Genomic DNA, 16,802 nt, shown 5'->3' with positions numbered 1-16,802 from the left:
GCGCCGGTTCAGGTCGGGTCGGGCCGGAGCCGGACCACTCTCTTCCCGAAGCCGTGTCGCGTCGCGACATCGACGTACGCGCGGGCGATGTCCTCGAGGGGATATTCCGCTTCGATGGGCACCACCAGGTCACCGGACGCGATCAACGTCTGCACCTCGCTCCAGATCGCCGGGGACATCGCGTCGGCGTTGCCGCGAGCCTGCACGCCGTACCGGTGCACCGCGCTGTGGTCGGTGATCGTGTTGATCCGCTTCGGTGCCACGCCCAGCGCGATGGCCAGTTCGACGTATCCACCGCCGAACGTGTCGATGAACGCGTCGATGCCCTCCGGCGTCATCGCGCGGACACGGGCTTCGAGGCCCCGGCCGTACTCCACGGGCTCGATGTCCAGAGCCGTGAGCTCATGCCGGTGCCGGGCCGAGGTGGCGCCGATGACCCGGGCACCGGCCAGGCGGGCCAGCTGGCCGGCGAGCACGCCGACCCCGCCCGAGGCCGCCGAGACGAACACCGTCTCGCCGGGAGCCGGATCCACCGCGGCGACCGTCGCCCAGGCGGTGGCGCCCGCGGCCGGGACGACCGCGGCCGGCGCGAAGCCGAGACCCGCCGGCTTGGGGGCGACCGCACCGACGTCGACCAGGGCAAAGTCGGCCATCGCGCCGCGCGGGGTGTACCCGACGACCCCGTCACCGACGGCCAGGCCGGTGACGTCCGGGCCCACACCGGCGACGACGCCGGCGAAGTCGTGGCCCATGCCCTGCGGGAAGCCGGCGGGCCAGACTCTCGCGAACGCCCCCTCCCGGATGCCGACCTCGGCCGGGTTGAGCGACGCGACCACGACCTCGACGAGGACCTGACCGGCCGACGGGCGCGGGCGAGCCACGTCGACGATCCGCAGCACCTCCGGGCCGCCGTACCGGTCGATCTGGACTTTCCTGCTCACAGCCGGCCGCCCGTCAGACGTCGGTCATGCGCTGGAGCACGAAGATCGGCAGCTTGCGCTCGGTCTTCGCCTGATAGTCCCCGTAGTCCGGCCAGATCGCGACCGCCCGTTCCCACCAGCGCCGGTATTCGTCGCCCTCGACCTCGCGGGCCCGGTAGTCGTGCTTGCGCGCGCCGTCCTGGAGCTCGACGTGCGGGTTCGCCTTGAGGTTGAAGTACCAGGCGGGGTTCCGCGGAGCGCCGCCGAGGGACGCGACCACGGCGTAGTCGCCGTTGTGTTCGACCCTCATCAGCGCCGACTTGCGGAGCTTGCCGGTCCTGGCCCCGACGCTGGTCATGATGACGATGGGCGCGCCGGCGGGGTTCAGCCCGGTGTCGCCTCGGCCGTCGTCGGCCTCGAACGCCGCGACCTGCTCAGCGGACAGCTGGAAGGACCCGGGTGCGTACTCACCGTGCAGCGGCATGACGCCTCACTCCTCGTGGTCGTCGGTCAGGCGGCCGGGGTCAGAGCGGCTTCGCGTACGGTCCGCAGCGCGCCGGCCCAGCTCTCGAGCTGGTCGAACATCAGCTGGGCGCTGCCGGCGTGCATGTCGGCCGGCCGGAAGTCGGCGAAGTTCTCGAAGTCGGTGAACAAGGAGAAGCTCAACTGCTGCTGGACGTGGGCCACCTGCAGCTCACTCATGACGCCGCGCAGGTGCTCGATGGCCCGGGCACCACCGACGCCGCCGTAGCTGACGAAGCCGGCCGCCTTGTTCGTCCACTCGTGGTAGAGGAAGTCGATCGCGTTCTTGAGGACGCCGGAGGTGGAGTGGTTGTACTCCGGAGTGACGAACACGTAGCCGTCGTACCCGGCGATCTTCGCCGCCCAGGCCCTGGTGTGGTCCTTGGAGTACAGGTCGGAGCCGGCCTTCGCGGAGACCGGCTCGTCCAGGTGTGGCAGCGGGTAGTCGGCCAGGTCGAGCAGCTCGTACTCGGCGGCGGTGCGCCCGGCGGCCTGGGCGAGCACCCAGTCGGCGACGACCGCACCGTTGCGACCCGGCCGGGTGCTGCCCAGGATGACGGCGATTTTCAAGGCGGACATACTCGCTCCTCAGATTACGTGAAGTTTCATGCGTGACAGTAGCATGGCAACGTATGAACGTTCACGTAAAGCTAGAGTGGGCCGGGTGACGACCGAGGAGCCGAAGTGGCTGAGCGCCGACGAGATGCGCGCCTGGCGCGCTCTGCACGCGGTCATCGTCGTGCTGCCGGTCGCTCTCGACGCCCAGCTGCAACGCGACGCCCAGATCAGCCATCTGGAGTACTACGCGCTGGCCGGGCTCTCCGAGCGGCCCGATCGCACGCTGCGCCTCAGTGACCTGGCGATCCTGACCGGAGCCGAACTGTCCCGCATCTCGCACCTGGTCGTCCGCCTCGAGAAGCGCGGCCTGGTCCTGCGCCGCCCCGATCCCGACGACGCCCGCTACACCAACGCGGTGCTCACCGAGAAGGGCTGGGAGACCGTCCGGTCGGCGGCGCCAGCCCACGTCGCCGCCGTCCGCAAGCTGATCTTCGATGGTCTCGGCGGGCCCGGGCTGGAGCAGCTGCAGAACGCGGCCGACCGGATCGTGGCCGCGCTCAGCGTCACGGACCTGCCGCTCGCGCCGACAATTCGCAAGGCCATCAATCCCTCATCGTGAGGCAGTTGGCACAGCGTTTGTTACATCGCACGTTTCACACATTGCCGCTTGACCGACGCGCTCTGCCCGAGGTCTGATGAGGTCTACGGATGATTCGCTTGTTTCATCTGTTTCATAGTCGGCGGTCCATCCCCTACCGACCGCCGCGGTGAAGATCTCCCTGACCCCCGAAGGAGCACCATGAGACTTCGATCATCGGGCCGGCGGGCCGCCGTCGCCGCCGTGAGCTGCGTGCTGCTGGCCGGCGTGGGCGCGGCCGTCGTCGCCGGCGCGGGCACCTCCGTCGCCGCGACCAGCGCCAACGTCTGGCTCACCACTCCGGACCGGGCGAATCTGCTGACCCCCAAGGCGAACGCGACGTTCGACGGCGGTGGCAGCGGCTCGACCATCACGGTCAACCCCGGCACCACGTACCAGTCGATGGTCGGGTTCGGCGCCTCGTTCACCGACTCGGCCGCCTACAACATCTTCAACTCGCCGCAGCGTACGGCGATCATGAACGCGCTGTTCGGCCCGGGCGGCATCGGGCTGAGCTGGCTGCGGCAGCCGATCGGGGCCAGCGACTACTCGCGCAATTTCTACACCTACGACGACGGCGCCGCCGATCCGAGCCTGTCGCGATTCTCCGTCGCTCACGACAACGCCTATATCCTGCCCCTGGTCACGCAGGCCCGATCGATCAACCCGAAGATCTCGGTGATGGCCACGCCCTGGAGCGCGCCGGCCTGGATGAAGGACAACAACAACCTGATCGGCGGCTCCCTGAAGGACAGCAGTATCGGCGTCTACGCCGACTACCTGGTCAAGTTCGTGCAGGCGTACCAGGCGGCGGGCGTACCGATCGCCTATCTGAGCGTGCAGAACGAGCCGAAGTTCTCGCCGCCGGGCTACCCGGGGATGCTGATGAGCGCTCAGCAGCAGGTGGCCATCATCAACAACCTGGCTCCGAAGCTGCGCGCGGCCGGGCTGAGCACGAAGATCCTGGGGTACGACCACAACTGGGACGACCAGGACTACCCGAAAGCGGTGAACGCCGGCGCCGGCGACAACGTCGCCGGGTCGGCCTGGCACTGCTACGGGGGTACGGAGCCGAGCCCGCAGTCCGACGTGCACAACGCGCAGCCGGGCAAGGACGTGTTCTTCACCGAGTGCTCGGGCACCGAGTCCGGCAACACGTTCGCCGACACGTTGTGGTGGCAGGGTCGCAACCTGGCGATCGGCACGACCCGGCACTGGGCTCGGACGGTCACCACCTGGAACCTGGCCCTGAACGCCCAGCACGGCCCGGTCATCGGCAGCTGCACCAACTGCACCGGCGTGGTCACCGTGGACGGTGGATCGGTCACCTACAACGCCGAGTACTACGTCCTGGGCCACCTCAGCAAGTTCGTCCAGCCCGGCGCGGTCCGCATCGACTCGACCGGATTCGGTCAGGGTGGCATCGAGAACGTCGCGTTCCGCAACCCGGACGGCACGATCGTGCTCGTCGCCGTCAACACCGGTGGCACCCAGAACTTCCGGGTCTCGTACGGCGGCTCGTCGTTCGGCTACAGCCTGCCGGCCGGCTCCATGGCCACGTTCACCTGGCCCGGCAGCGGCGGCAGCACCCCGACCACCCCGCCGAACGGGCGGACCGGAGCGATCACCGGGCTCGGCGGCAAGTGCCTCGACCTGACCAACGGCTCGACGACGAACGGCAACCTGCCGCAGATGTGGTCCTGCACCGGCGGTCCGAACCAGAACTGGACGGTCGGCTCCGACGGCACCATCAGGTCGCAGGGCAAGTGTCTCGATCTCAAGGACAGCAGCTCCGCGGACGGCGCGGTGGTCCAGCTGTGGGACTGCTTCGGCGGACCCAACCAGCGGTGGACCGTCTCGGCGAGCCGCGACCTGATCAACGTGGGCTCGGGCAAGTGCCTGGACGTCAAGGGCAACAGCACCGCTGACGGCACCCAGCTCCAGACGTGGACGTGCACCGGCGCGGCGAACCAGAAATGGAGCCTGCCGGCCTGACCCCGGGCCGTGCGGGTGCGGGACGGCTCCCTCACCCGCACGGCCGGCGCGGAGTTTCCCCGTTCCCGCCCTCGCCGTCGTGGATCTGCGCTCGGTGGTGTGCTGTGCCCTGTGCGCCGTCACTTGTGCCGTGTGCTGGGCATGCGATGTGTGTCGGGGAATCGAACCCCCGCGCCTGCCCCCGGCGCGCCAGGCGTGAACCGGATGACCCGCCGGCTCTCGGGTGCGCGCACGCCTCCACGTCGGTTACCTGCTCCGCGTCGCCTCAGTCGAGCAGCTCGGCCTCCCAGTTGATCCGCTGGATCAGCGTGTCCACCTCCCGCACCTGCCGGGCCAGATCGTCGGCCTGGCGGCGCAGCTCGGCAACCGGCAGGGCCGGGATCATCTTGAGCTCCGACCGCAGCTGCCGGTATCCGCGCTGGCCCTCGCCGGCCGCGGCGTCAGCCGCGGACGTGACCACACTGTGGCGCAGGCGCAGCACGTCCCGCCGGGCGAGCGCGTCGGTCAGTGTGCCGCCCTCGACCAGGGTCGCGGCGTTGGTCCGGTTGATCCGCCTGATCAGCGACTCGAGCTCGGTGAGCACATCGGCCGCCTCGGCGAGCAGGGAAACCGCGTCCTCGGCCGGCGTCTCGCCCTCCTGGAAGCGCGCGCTGCCGGTGATGCGGGAGCGGAGCTGTTCGGCCCGGCGCGACGCATCCGCGCGCAGCGCGAGAGCTTCGGCAAGTTTCATGCGAGCAGTATGGCCATCCACGATCGCCGGCGCCTCCGAGTTCTCCCGCGGTGCCCGGTTGCCCGCGTCATTTCCAGGGCTCCGGTGTCCAGCCGGCCGACGACCAGCTGCGGCCGCTCCACGATCGGCCGAGCCAGGTGTCGGAGGACCAGCTGCGTCCGGTCCAGACCGCGCTGGACCAGCTGCGTCCGGTCCACGCGGCACCGGACCACGAACGTCCGGACCAGGTCGCCGCCGGCCGCCTTGATGATCGGGGCCAGCATCGTGATGCCGACCTGGTCGGCCCAGCTGTCCAACCCCTTCATCCGTACGGCGCGACCCCGCTGTCGCGCCCTATCCCGGCTTCACCGCCAGAGTGACGGTGCCGATCTCGGCGTTGTCGGGGTTGATGGTGATCGTGTAGGTGCCGGCCGCGGTCAGCGTGGTGCTGGCGAACAGCGTGCCTGAGCTGGGGCACGAGCTGGCGGTCTTCACGGAGGTCCCGGCCGGGTCGAGCAGCGCGTAGTTGACCGATCCCAGGCTCGCCGTCTCCGCGCAGGTGACCAGGATCTTCTGACCCGCGGTCGCGGTGAAGGTCGCCTTGGCGTTCTGGCCGGGCGCCGTGGTGGTGACAGTCGTTGCCGTTCCGGTGGTCGGTACCGTCACCGCGGCATCGGCCGGCACGGTGTAGATCGCCAAGGTGACAGTGCCGGTCTCGGCGTTGTCGGGATTGACGGTGATCGAGTAGGTGCCGGCCGCGGTCAACGTGACCGTGTCGATCAGAGTGCGGCTGCTGGGGCAGGACGATGCCGTCTTCACCGAGGTTCCGGCCGGATCCAGCAGTGTGTAATTGACCGAACCGAGGCCCGTCGTTTCGGTACAGGTGATGAACACCCGATGGTTCGCGGTGGCAGTGAAGGTGGCCTTGGCATTCTGCCCGGGCGCTGTAGTCGTGACGGTCGCTGCCGTTCCGTTCGTCGGCACCGTCACCGTCGCATCCGCGGGCACGGTGTAGATCGCCAAGGTGACAGTGCCGGTCTCGGCGTTGTCGGGATTGACGGTGATCGCGTACGTGCCGGCCGCGGTCAACGTCAGGGTGTCGACCAGCGTCCCGGAACTGAGACACGATGATGATGTCTTCACCGTGGCTCCGGCCGGATCCACCAGCGCGTAGTTGACCGACCCCAAGCCAGTCGTCTCCGCACAGGTGACGAAGATCCGCTGATTCGCCGTAGCCGTGAAGGTCGCCTTCGCGTTCTGGCCCGGCGCCGTCGTGGTGACGGTCGCTGCCGTTCCATTGGTCGGCACCGTCACCGTCGCATCCGCGGGCACGGTGTAGATCGCCAAGGTGACAGTGCCGGTCTCGGCGTTGTCGGGATTGACGGTGATCGCGTACGTGCCGGCCGCGGCCAGCGTCAGGGTGTCGACCAGCGTCCCGGAACTGAGACACGATGATGATGTCTTCACCGTGGCTCCGGCCGGATCCACCAGCGCGTAGTTGACCGACCCCAAGCCAGTCGTCTCCGCACAGGTGATGAAGATCCGCTGATTCGCCGTAGCCGTGAAGGTCGCCTTCGCATTCTGGCCCGGCGCCGTCGTGGTGACGGTCGCTGCCGTCCCATTGGTCGGCACCGTCACCGTCGCATCCGCGGGCACGGTGTAGATCGCCAAGGTGACAGTGCCGGTCTCGGCGTTGTCGGGATTGACGGTGATCGCGTACGTACCGGCCGCGGCCAACGTCAGGGTGTCGACCAGCGTGCCACCACTGAGGCAGCTCGACATCGTCTTCACGGTGGTTCCGGCCGGATCCAGCAGCGCGTAATTGACCGAACCGAGGCCCGTCGTTTCGGTACAGGTGACGAACACCCGTTGGTTCGCCGTAGCCGTGAAGGTGGCCTTGGCATTCTGCCCGGGCGCTGTAGTCGTGACGGTCGCTGCCGTTCCGTTCGTCGGCACCGTCACCGTCGCGTCGGCCGGCACCGAGTGGACCGTCAGGGTGATCGTGCCGATCTCGGCGTTGTCGGGGTCGACGGTGATCGAGTACGTGCCCGTGGTGGCCAGTTCGGTGGTGTCGAACGCCGTGCCGGAACTCGGGCACGAGTACGCGGTCTTCACCGCGGCCCCGGCCGGGTCCGACAGCGTGTACGTGGCGCCACCGATCCCGGTGGTCTCGCCGCACGTCACGTACACCCGCTGCCCGGCGGTGCTGGTGAAGGTGACCCGGGCACTCTGCCCGGGTGTGGTGGTGGTGACGGTCACGGGCGAGCCGTCGGCCGGTGAGGTCGCGGTGGCGTCCGCGGGAACGGTGAACAGCGCCAGGGTCACGCCGCCGGCCTCGGTCGCGGCCGGGTTCAGGAGCACCGTGTACGTACCGGCGGTCGCCAGCGTCATCGTGTTGAACACCGTGCCCGACGACGGGCAGGAGTAGGCCGTCTTCACCGCCTTCCCGGCCGGATCCAGCAGCGTGTAGCGCACCGACGACAGGCTCGCGGTCTCCGAGCACTTGACGTAGATCCGCAGCCCGGCGGTGGCGGCGAACGTCACCCTCGCGTCCTGGCCGGGGGCGGTCGTGCTCACCGTGACCGGCGTGCCGGTCACGGTCGCGGTGGCGGTCACGTCGGCCGGTACGGTGCGCGCAGCCAGGGTGATCGCCCCGACGTCGGTCGCCGCCGGGTTCATCGCGATCGTCCAGGTCCCGGCCGTGGGCAGGGTGACGGTGTCGAACGCCACGCCGGAGCTCGGGCAGGAGTAGGCCGTCTTCACCGTCGCGCCGGACGGATCGAGCAGCGTGTACCGGACCGAGCTGAGCGCGGAGGTCTCGGCACAGGTGACGATCACCCGCTGATTCTCGGTGGCGGAGAAGGTGACCCGGGCGTTCTGCCCCGGCACCGTCGTGGTGACCGTGGCTGCGGTGCCGTTCGTGGCGAGCGTGCCGGTCGCGTCGGCGGTCACCGGGCTCAGCGCGAACGAGTAGATCGCCGGGACCGTGGCCGTCGGCGAGACGTGCACATCGATCGTGTACGTCCCGGCGGCGAGGTTCAGCAGTTCGGCGTCCGAGCAGGTCCCGCTCTTCACCCTGGCCCTGGCCGCGTTGTACACGTCGTAGGCCAGCCCCTTCGGACAGGTTCGCAGGTCGAGGTACTCCGACGCCCCGGCCGCCACGGTGAGGGAGTAGACGTCGTGCGAGGCGCGGGTCTCGATCCGGCCGGCGCCCGCCGCGGGCACCCCGTCCGACACCGTGCTCGTCGTCGCGACGGTGAAGTTCTGCGGCGCCACCAACGGCATCGCGATCGACAGGTTGTCCACGGCCAGGCTGGTGCCCAGCAGACCCCGGAACCCGTTGGGCTCCACCGAGACGCGCAGATGGTCGGAGAGGTGCCCGCCCTGCAGGGTGACCCGGTACCGGCTGAACTGCCCGGCCGCCGACTCACCCACCCCGAGCGGCGTGACCTGGCCCGGTCCGGCGGTCACCGTGGCCGCCGTGGGCGTGAATCCGACGGTGACCGGGGTGAGCCCGTCGGCCTTGATCGCGACACTGCCGGTCGCCGGCTCACCGTCGCGCATGCCGAACACGTAGAGATCGAGGGCGACCGTGACCTCCGCGTGGCTCGGCAGCGCGGGGACCGAGAAGCTGTAACCGCTCTTGTCGAAGATCGGGCCGGCCGCCTTGCCGTCGGGCACCGCCACCAGGCTCACCGGCTTGAGGTTGGCCGGGATGGTCCCGTCGTACCCCTCGGTCAGGGTGCCGCCGGCGGACACGCTCCGGGCGGTGGGGTCCTGCAGGAAGTCCGTCACCGCGGCGGCGGACTGCGCGTACGAGTCGTCGCCGGTCAGGGCGATGTCGAACATGCAGTCGTCGAACTGCGGTCCCTCGGGCACGTTCTGGGCCCGGCAGGCGGTGGCGGCGACGTTCAGCTCGGCCTCGGAGAAGTCGGACAGGGTCAGGATGTTCGGCGGGAACAACCGGTTGGTGTGGGTCTCGGTGTCCTCGTTGTCGGCGTAGGTGAACAGCGACTCGGAGTGGGTGATCCGCCACGAGTCGGCGTACCGTCCGTGCAGGACCGCCGCCGACGCCCCGGTGACCTGCTCACCGGAGGCCGTGACCAGGTCGTTGCCGGGAATGCCGTCGTTGTTGCCGAGCAGCCCCCGGGTCGCGACGCCGGCGGGCACCTTGATGGTGAAGTCGGTGCCGTTGAGGGACAGCGTGGTGGGGTCGGCCCCCGGGAACGTCGCGATGATCCGGTTGCCGTGGCGCCACAGCACGCCGCCGTTGCCCAGGTCGATCCACACCTTGCTGGTCGGCTGGACCTCGTCGTTCACCAACAGGGTGCCGTTGTCCCGGATCTCGACCGGCGTGCCGTTCATCTGGAACGCGATCGCCTTCAGCCGGGTCGCGTTCGTGATCGCCCCGGGCTCGAACCGGGCCTGCAGGTCGACGTCCGCGTCGGGGATCTGCATCAGATGGAACTCGCCGTGCGACTGCAGGTCGTAGGCCAGACCGTCCAGAGTGCCGAGATGGGGCTCACCGTAGACGTTGCCCTGTCCGTGATACAGCTTCCACAGGGCCACCAGTGCGACCGCCACCACGACCACCACCGCGGCGATCACCAGGGCGGTGCCCAGCGTCACCACTCCGGCATCCACGAGCAGCAGTTCGGCCACCGCCAGCTCCTCCGCGGTCATGCCCAGGGCGACCGCGTCACCGGCGATGATCGCCGCCTCCGATTCGACCGCGACGCCGCTCATCGCCTCGACCAGCGCCGGCAGGCCGCTCTCACCGGCACTCACGAGGGCCCGCTCGAACGCCAGCAGCGCGTCATCGGCCAGCAGGACCCGGACCGGCTCCTTGGCCGGCGCGAACCACTTCGGGATCCGGAAGGGCAGGCGCCACAGCTCGGGGTGCTCAGCCACGTAGTCGAGGAAGTCGTCGATGTTGTTGTGGTTGCGGTCGGCCCCGATCTCGCCCTCGTACTCGTCTTCCTCGTTCTCCTGCCCGGAGCGCCGCGGGCACTCCTGGCGTACCGTGTCCGACACCAGGACGCCGGGGATGTTCGGCACGGTGTGCGTCGTGTACCAGTTGCCGGACTCCTGCTCGGGGAAGTACTTACAGGGTCCGAACGTGATGAAGAACCGGTCGGTGAACCCGCCGGGGACAGCGTACGGAACCACATCGCGACCGCTCTCCGTTTCCGGGAAGGCGGCACGATAGTCCTTCAGGTCGTTCTGAGCACCCGCAATGCCCTTGCCGCCGCCCGCCTGATCGACCTTCATCTCGACCAGACCGACGGGACCGTCCGGGTTGCCGCGGTCGTAGATGAACAGGTCGGGCCGTCCGCCACCCGGTATCTGGGTCTCCCACTGCAGGTTGGGGCTGATCCCACCGGGTGAGCTGGGGCCGTAGGTCCCGCGGGCGTTCAGCTGGGCGATGGCCCGGGCCTGGGCGATCGCCTCGGCCTGGAGGCCGTCACCGCCACGGCATTCCGCCTTGGAGTAGGTCGCGTCCGGCCACAGTGCCTTCGTACGGGTGATGCAGCTGTTGGTGACACGCACCCGGGTGGAACGGGTCTCCTCGGCGATGCACTGGGGCGGGCTGGGATCGATCAGAACGCTCTGCGTGCTGTTGGGCTTGCAGGGGTCTCCGATCCCCGCCGCGGTCAGGCCGGGCTCGGGTTGGGGCGGCGCCGCGACGGCCCGGTTGGTGCCGGCCGACACCACCATCGCGGCTGTCACCAGCCAGATGAGCAGAGCCGGCAGAGTCCGTCGGAACGCGCGCATCATCGATGCCCTCCCCCGTGCGGGGCCCACGAACCAGCAAAGTGGAACGGGTCGGCCCCGGTAATGTGCCCAGAAGGTATGCGTGCGGGCACGGAGGGTCAAGAGTGATGACAGAAGCGAACAGTTCCGCAGTGGTGGCGGAGCTGGCCGCCATCAACCGGCGGCTGGCACTCAACGCCGACAGCCTGGAACTGCTCTTCCGCGGCACCGAGGGGGATTCACCCCGGTCGCTGGCCGACGCGATGGCCGCGGCCGGTGCTGCGATGACCCGTGCGAACGAAAGTGTGCGCCCGGACGCGGTGTGGGCGAGGAGCGTCGAACCGTCGCCCGACGGTCCGGTGGTCTTCCTCGACCTGATCGGGACGGCCGAGCAGAACCGGTCCTGGCTCACCGCCTTCACCGAAGCGCTCACGCACGACGGCTGGTCCGGAACGGTGGCCCCGGCCCCGGCGCCGCCGTCCGAGGCGACGGTCGGCCTCGACACCGCGATCAGGCCGGCGGCCTACCTCGGCTTCCGGCTGGCTGAGGAACCACCGCCCGGCACTGTCGGCCGATGGGGACCGCCGCGGTGGGCAGTGGACACCGGGACCACCACGGCGCTGTGCCGGTACCTGGCGACCTGGGCGGCTCTGCCCGGCGCCGCGGTCCAGCTGACGATGGGGCGGTCCCGCGTGGAGTTCTCCGGTGGGGGCATCGCGGAGCACCTGGTGTGGGCGGCCGAGCACGACCATGCCGCAGGAATCGCGTACCGCGCACCGGGGGTGGTGAGGCGCGCTGATCTCGGGGTCTGGGGCGAGGCCACCTGTCAGGTCGGCGACGACAACCCGAACTGGCGCGAGCGGGTGGAGCACCTGCGCGCACCACTCCTGCAATTCGCGGACCGGCTGGACACCGCCTTCGTCCGGACCGGCCGCTATGAGGTCATCTCCTGGATGGACCTGGGCGGCGCCGTTCCGGCGCTGCCGCACGTGACCGAGGCCAAGGTCCATCGCAACCGGCGGCTGTGGGACCGGTACGTGCCGGACGCCCACGGTATCCAGGTGGTGACCGACGCCCACCTGTCCCGGCTCGGTCCGCTGCCGGGCTGGGACGTGCGCCCCCTGGCCGGGGGCCGGCACCTGGTCCAGGCCCGGGACCTGGAACCGTGGTTCGCCTCCGGCGAGCCCGATCCGGCAGTGGTGGCCGCGGCCCGCGCCGATTTCGCGGACGTGCTGCTCACCCCCGAGGTGATCAAGGCCGAGGGCTGACGGCCGCTCAGGAGCGTTCGAGGTGGCGCGCCAGATGGCGCCCGGTCGCGCTCTCCCCGGCCTGGGCGATCGTGGTGGGAGGGCCGGTCGCGACGACCCGGCCGCCCGCGTCCCCACCACCCGGACCGAGGTCGATGACCCAGTCGGCGCCTCCGATCGTGTCCAGGTCGTGCTCGACCAGGACGACGGTGTTACCGGCGTCGACGAGCCGGTGCAGCTGCCGTAGCAGCAACGCGATGTCCGCGGGGTGCAACCCCGCGGTCGGCTCGTCGAGCAGGTAGAGCGCGTGGCCGCGGCGGGCCCGCTGCAACTCGGTGGCGAGCTTGATGCGCTGGGCCTCGCCCCCGCTGAGCTCGGTCGCCGGCTGGCCCAGCCGCGGGTAGCCCAGCCCCACCTCCCGGAGCGTCTCGAGGCTCCGGGAGGCGGCCGGGACATCGGCGAGGAACTTGGCGGCGTCGTCGACGGACATCGCCAGCACGTCCGCGATGTTCTTGCCGCGGTAGGTCACCTCCAGCGTCTCCGCGTTGTACCGCGCGCCGTGGCAGGCCGGGCACGGCGCGTAGGTGCCGGGCAGGAACAACAGTTCGACCGCGACGAACCCTTCACCCTGGCACGTCTCGCACCGCCCCTCCGCGACGTTGAACGAGAACCGCCCGGCCGCGTACCCGCGCGCCTGCGCCTCGTCGGTCGTCGCGTACAGCTTGCGCACCGCGTCGAACATCCCGGTGTAGGTGGCCAGATTGGACCGGGGCGTGCGGCCGATGGGCCGCTGGTCGACCCGGACCAGCCGGTCGAACGAGTCGAGCCCCGCCGCGTCCCGCACGTCGACGTCGAGCTCCGCCTCGTCGGGCTCGTCGCTCGCCAGCCCGAGGTGGCCGCGCACGACCTCGGCGAGCACCTGCGTGACCAGCGTCGACTTTCCGGACCCGGACACCCCGGTCACCGCGGTCAGCACCCGGAGCGGCACGTCGACGGACACGCCGTGCAGGTTGTGGCGGGAGACGCCGCGCAGGTGCAGCCAACCCTGGGGCGTACGCGGGTGATGGTCGAGCATCTCGGCCCGGCCGAACAGGTACCGGCTGGTGGCCGACTCCTCGACCTGTTCGAGGCCGGGGACCGGACCGCTGTACAGCACGCGTCCGCCGCTCTCGCCCGCGCCGGGGCCGATGTCGACCACCCAGTCCGCCCGCCGGACCACGTCCATGTCGTGCTCCACGACGAACAGCGAGTTGCCCGCCGCCTTCAGCCGGTCCAGCACGTCCAGCAGCGGCTCCGCGTCGGCCGGGTGCAGGCCCGCGGAGGGCTCGTCGAGCACGTAGACGACCCCGAACAGCCCCGAACGTAACTGGGTGGCGATACGCAGGCGCTGCGCCTCGCCGGGCGACAGCGTCGTCGAGCGGCGCCCGAGGCTGAGGTAGCCCAGGCCGAGGTCGAGCAGCACCTCGATGCGCGCGACCAGGTCGGCGCAGAGCCGGACCGCGACCTCGGTCGTCTCCCCGGACCGGGCGGTCGGCGTGGCCGCCCCGGCCCCGGACAACCCCGCGGCGGGCCGCAGGAGAGCCACGACGGCGGCGAGGGGCATCGCGTTGACCTCGGCGATGGTACGGCCGGCGAAGGTCACCGCGAGCGCCTCCGGGCGCAGGCCGCTGCCATGGCACACCGGGCAGGGCACGCTCCGGACGAACCGCATCGCCCGCTCGCGCATCCGGTCGCTCTTGGAGTCGGCGAGTACGTGCATGACGTGCCGGCGGGCACTCCAGAACTTCCCGTAGTAGCCGCTGTCGATGCGGTCACGCTCGGGTTCGACGAGGACGGACGGCTGCTCGTCGGTGTAGAGGAGCCAGTCCCGGTCCTTCTTCCTGAGCTTGCGCCACGGTCGGTCGATGTCGATCCCCAGGCCGGTCACGACGCTGCGCAGGTTGGCGCCCTGCCAGGCGCCCGGCCAGGCCGCGATGGCGCCGTCGCGGATGCTCAGCGACGGGTCCGGGACGAGCAGGTCCTCGGCGACGTCGTGCACGACGCCCAGTCCTTGACACCGTGGGCAGGCGCCGGACGCGGTGTTGGGCGAGAACGCCTCGGCCTCCAGCCGCGGGGCGTCCGGCGGGTAGGTCCCGGCACGCGAGTAGAGCATCCGCAGCAGGTTGGACAGCGTGGTGATGGTGCCGACCGTCGACCGCGAACTGGGTGCTCCCCGCCGCTGTTGCAGGGCCACGGCCGGGGGCAGGCCGGTGATCTCCTGCACGTGCGGCGCACCGACCTGCTGCAACAGCCGGCGGGCGTACGGCGCGACGGACTCGAAGTACCGGCGCTGAGCCTCGGCATAGAGCGTGCCGAAGGCCAGCGAGGACTTGCCCGAACCGGAGACGCCGGTGAAGGCGACCATGGCATCGCGGGGAATGTCGACGTCGACGTTCCGAAGGTTGTGCTCGGTGGCGCCCCGGACGCGCACGAACCGGTCACCCACGTCGTGTTTCACCAGGTCTGATTACCCTGTTCGGCGGCGCCGAATCACCGCCACGAGCGGATCCGGGTGGCCGCGAGGACAACCGGCGCACCGCATGATCCGCTCATGACCTCCACCGGCTCCTCGCGCCTGTCGCTCAGGGTCCCGGGACGATCCGGCGGGTCTCGTACGCCCACATCGCGATCTCCACGCGGTTGCGGGCGCCGAGCTTGGCCATCAGGCTCGCCAGATGCGTCTTCACCGTGCTCAGGCTGATGTGCAGCGCGTCGGCGATCTCGACATTGGTGAGCCCCCGGGCGACGGCCAGCAGCACGTCCTCCTCGCGGCTGGTGACCGGCGAGATCGGCTGAGCGGCCGGCCGCCCGGTCGTCACCTCCGCGAACGCCCGCAGCAGGCGCACTGTGACGCTCGGCGCGATGAGCGCCTCGCCGTCGGCGGCCGACCGTACGGCCTGCGCCAGCAGATCGGGCCCCGCGTCCTTGAGCAGGAACCCGCGTGCCCCTGCGCGCAGGGCGCCGTAGACGTACTCGTCCAGATCGAAGGTGGTGATCACGACCACGACCATCGGATCGGCCACGCCCGGACCGGCGATCAGCCGGGTGGCCTGCAGGCCGTCGACCTCGGGCATCCGGATGTCGAAAAGGCAGACGTCGGGTCGCAGGTCACGGGCCAGCCGGACCGCCTCCCGCCCGTCGGCGGCCTCGCCCACCACCTCGACGTCGGGCTGGGCGTTCAGCATGATGCGCAGCCCGGTACGGATGACCGGCTGGTCGTCAGCGACCAGTACGCGGATGGACACGGTTGTCCGCCCTCCCCCGCGGCAGCTCCGCGTCGACATGCCAGCCCCGGTCGGCGCCCGGCCCGGCGCTCAACTCCCCGCCGAGCAGGGCAGCGCGCTCTCGCAGCCCGGCCAGACCGTACCCGTCGCGACCACGGCCGGCTCGCGCGCCGTCGTCGCGCACCGTCACCCGTACCCTTTGCGGTTCTCCGGTCACCCGGACCGTGACCTCGGTCGCGTCCACCGCGTGCCGCATGGCGTTGGTCACCGACTCCTGGACGATGCGGTAGACCGCCGCGTCCACGGCCGGGGGCAGCGCGTCCAGGTCGCCGTCGAGGCCCAGGTCCACCCGCAGCCGCACCCCCGGGGCGCGCAGCAGGCGGTTCAGGTCGGCGACACCGGCCGCCGGTGCGAGTTCGGCGCCGGCGCCGCGGTCGCGCAGGGTCGCGACCATGGCCCGCATTTCCTCCAGCGTGCGCGCGCCCTCTTCCTCGACCCCCTCCAGCGCCTCGACCGCGGCGGCCGGGTCGGCGCCGGCGACCACCCGGCCGGCCTGGGCGCGGATCACCATGGCCGAGACGTGGTGGGCCACCGTGTCGTGCAGCTCCCGGGCGAGCCGCTCCCGCTCATGGGAGCGCATCCGCTCCAGCTGCCGTTCTCGGGCGGTCGCCCAGAACCGTACGGATGCCCCGATCACCGCGGGCATGAGCAGGAACACGAGGCCCGCGATCTCCTCGGCGACCGGGGTGTCGTCCGTCGCCGCCGAGACCGCGAAGCCCGCGAGGATCACCACGCCGCCCAGCACGACCTCCCGGCCCGATCCCCACCGCGGCAACGCATACACCAGGACGAGCACCACCATGCCGGAGTACAGGCCCACCGGCTCAGGCGGGTCGGCCACCACCGTGGCCACCTGAAGCAGGATTATCGCGCCGAACGCCAGAGCGATCATCGCCAGCGGGCGGGTCCGGCGCCACAGCGGCAGGACGGCCAGCCAGACGCCCAACGCCACCGCAACCGGCCGCCACACGACGTCGTCCCGCAGCGTGGCCTCCAGCATCACACTGCCCAGGGCCGCGGCGACCAGCGCCCAGTCCCGCCACAACCGCTCCGGCGCATCGGGCGGCCGTGGTTCGGTCCAGAAGTTTCGCAGGTCGTCTCGCAGCACGGTCTCAGCCTAGGGAGCCCACCGCGCCG

Annotated in this window: 12 protein-coding genes; 3 read left to right on the top strand and 9 right to left on the bottom strand. The window is 70.6% G+C overall.

Annotated elements, in window-relative coordinates:
* Window positions 1-8: 8 nt before the first annotated feature.
* The 3 genes from AB0C12_RS33215 to AB0C12_RS33205 are packed head-to-tail and all read right to left on the bottom strand — an operon-like array spanning window position 9 to window position 2,021.
* Window positions 9-941 carry an NADP-dependent oxidoreductase gene (locus AB0C12_RS33215; RefSeq protein WP_360553836.1) on the bottom strand — a complete coding sequence of 311 codons (933 nt, stop codon included), beginning with the start codon at window positions 939-941 and terminating at the stop codon, window positions 9-11.
* 13 nt (window positions 942-954) lie between these two features.
* The gene (locus AB0C12_RS33210; protein ID WP_360553835.1) at window positions 955-1,404 is read right to left on the bottom strand and encodes a nitroreductase family deazaflavin-dependent oxidoreductase; all 450 of its coding nucleotides are present in this window, start codon (window positions 1,402-1,404) and stop codon (window positions 955-957) included.
* A 26-nt stretch (window positions 1,405-1,430) separates the two neighbouring features.
* Window positions 1,431-2,021, bottom strand: a complete 591-nt coding sequence (locus AB0C12_RS33205) for an NAD(P)H-dependent oxidoreductase (RefSeq protein WP_360553834.1) — start codon at window positions 2,019-2,021, stop codon at window positions 1,431-1,433.
* Window positions 2,022-2,106: 85 nt separating this feature from the next.
* On the opposite strand from AB0C12_RS33205, the gene AB0C12_RS33200 reads away from it, so the two are divergent.
* Both AB0C12_RS33200 and AB0C12_RS33195 read left to right on the top strand, forming a co-directional pair.
* The gene (locus AB0C12_RS33200; RefSeq protein ID WP_360553833.1) at window positions 2,107-2,619 is read left to right on the top strand and encodes a MarR family transcriptional regulator; all 513 of its coding nucleotides are present in this window, start codon (window positions 2,107-2,109) and stop codon (window positions 2,617-2,619) included.
* A 180-nt stretch (window positions 2,620-2,799) separates the two neighbouring features.
* On the top strand, window positions 2,800-4,632 hold the full coding sequence (locus AB0C12_RS33195) for a ricin-type beta-trefoil lectin domain protein (protein WP_360553831.1): 1,833 nt from the start codon (window positions 2,800-2,802) through the stop codon (window positions 4,630-4,632).
* A 265-nt stretch (window positions 4,633-4,897) separates the two neighbouring features.
* Here the strand turns inward: AB0C12_RS33195 and AB0C12_RS33190 are convergent, their stop codons facing one another.
* The 3 genes from AB0C12_RS33190 to AB0C12_RS33180 are packed head-to-tail and all read right to left on the bottom strand — an operon-like array spanning window position 4,898 to window position 11,218.
* Window positions 4,898-5,362 carry a DIP1984 family protein gene (locus AB0C12_RS33190; protein ID WP_360553830.1) on the bottom strand — a complete coding sequence of 155 codons (465 nt, stop codon included), beginning with the start codon at window positions 5,360-5,362 and terminating at the stop codon, window positions 4,898-4,900.
* On the bottom strand, window positions 5,359-5,667 hold the full coding sequence (locus AB0C12_RS33185) for a hypothetical protein (protein ID WP_360553828.1): 309 nt from the start codon (window positions 5,665-5,667) through the stop codon (window positions 5,359-5,361). The genes AB0C12_RS33190 and AB0C12_RS33185 overlap by 4 nt, the downstream gene beginning before the upstream one ends.
* A 28-nt stretch (window positions 5,668-5,695) precedes the next feature.
* The gene (locus AB0C12_RS33180) at window positions 5,696-11,218 is read right to left on the bottom strand and encodes a VWD domain-containing protein (RefSeq protein WP_360553826.1); all 5,523 of its coding nucleotides are present in this window, start codon (window positions 11,216-11,218) and stop codon (window positions 5,696-5,698) included.
* A 5-nt stretch (window positions 11,219-11,223) separates the two neighbouring features.
* Between AB0C12_RS33180 and AB0C12_RS33175 the strand changes: the two genes are divergently transcribed.
* A complete protein-coding gene (locus AB0C12_RS33175; RefSeq protein ID WP_360553824.1) occupies window positions 11,224-12,363 on the top strand; it encodes a hypothetical protein in 1,140 nt (379 codons plus the stop codon).
* A gap of 7 nt (window positions 12,364-12,370) precedes the next feature.
* Here the strand turns inward: AB0C12_RS33175 and uvrA are convergent, their stop codons facing one another.
* The 3 genes from uvrA to AB0C12_RS33160 form a co-directional block, all read right to left on the bottom strand.
* On the bottom strand, window positions 12,371-14,839 hold the full coding sequence (gene uvrA / locus AB0C12_RS33170; RefSeq protein ID WP_360553823.1) for an excinuclease ABC subunit UvrA: 2,469 nt from the start codon (window positions 14,837-14,839) through the stop codon (window positions 12,371-12,373).
* 124 nt (window positions 14,840-14,963) lie between these two features.
* On the bottom strand, window positions 14,964-15,626 hold the full coding sequence (locus AB0C12_RS33165; RefSeq protein WP_360553822.1) for a response regulator transcription factor: 663 nt from the start codon (window positions 15,624-15,626) through the stop codon (window positions 14,964-14,966).
* On the bottom strand, window positions 15,601-16,773 hold the full coding sequence (locus AB0C12_RS33160) for a sensor histidine kinase (protein ID WP_360553821.1): 1,173 nt from the start codon (window positions 16,771-16,773) through the stop codon (window positions 15,601-15,603). The genes AB0C12_RS33165 and AB0C12_RS33160 overlap by 26 nt, the downstream gene beginning before the upstream one ends.
* Between the last annotated feature and the right edge of the window lie 29 nt (window positions 16,774-16,802).

It is taken from the genome of Actinoplanes sp. NPDC048967 (assembly GCF_040649415.1).
In the GTDB taxonomy this organism is placed as follows: Bacteria; Actinomycetota; Actinomycetes; order Mycobacteriales; family Micromonosporaceae; genus Actinoplanes.
Note: the sequence above shows the minus strand (reverse complement) of the source record. Positions and strands in the feature narration are given on the sequence as shown.

Bases quoted from the DNA above. Each gene is read 5' to 3' on its own strand.
- AB0C12_RS33210 (WP_360553835.1), bottom strand. From the start codon at position 1,404: ATGCCGCTGCACGGTGAGTACGCACCCGGGTCCTTCCAGCTGTCCGCT.
- AB0C12_RS33205 (WP_360553834.1), bottom strand. From the start codon at position 2,021: ATGTCCGCCTTGAAAATCGCCGTCATCCTGGGCAGCACCCGGCCGGGT.
- AB0C12_RS33195 (WP_360553831.1), top strand. From the start codon at position 2,800: ATGAGACTTCGATCATCGGGCCGGCGGGCCGCCGTCGCCGCCGTGAGC.
- AB0C12_RS33190 (WP_360553830.1), bottom strand. From the start codon at position 5,362: ATGAAACTTGCCGAAGCTCTCGCGCTGCGCGCGGATGCGTCGCGCCGG.
- AB0C12_RS33185 (WP_360553828.1), bottom strand. From the start codon at position 5,667: ATGAAGGGGTTGGACAGCTGGGCCGACCAGGTCGGCATCACGATGCTG.
- AB0C12_RS33175 (WP_360553824.1), top strand. From the start codon at position 11,224: ATGACAGAAGCGAACAGTTCCGCAGTGGTGGCGGAGCTGGCCGCCATC.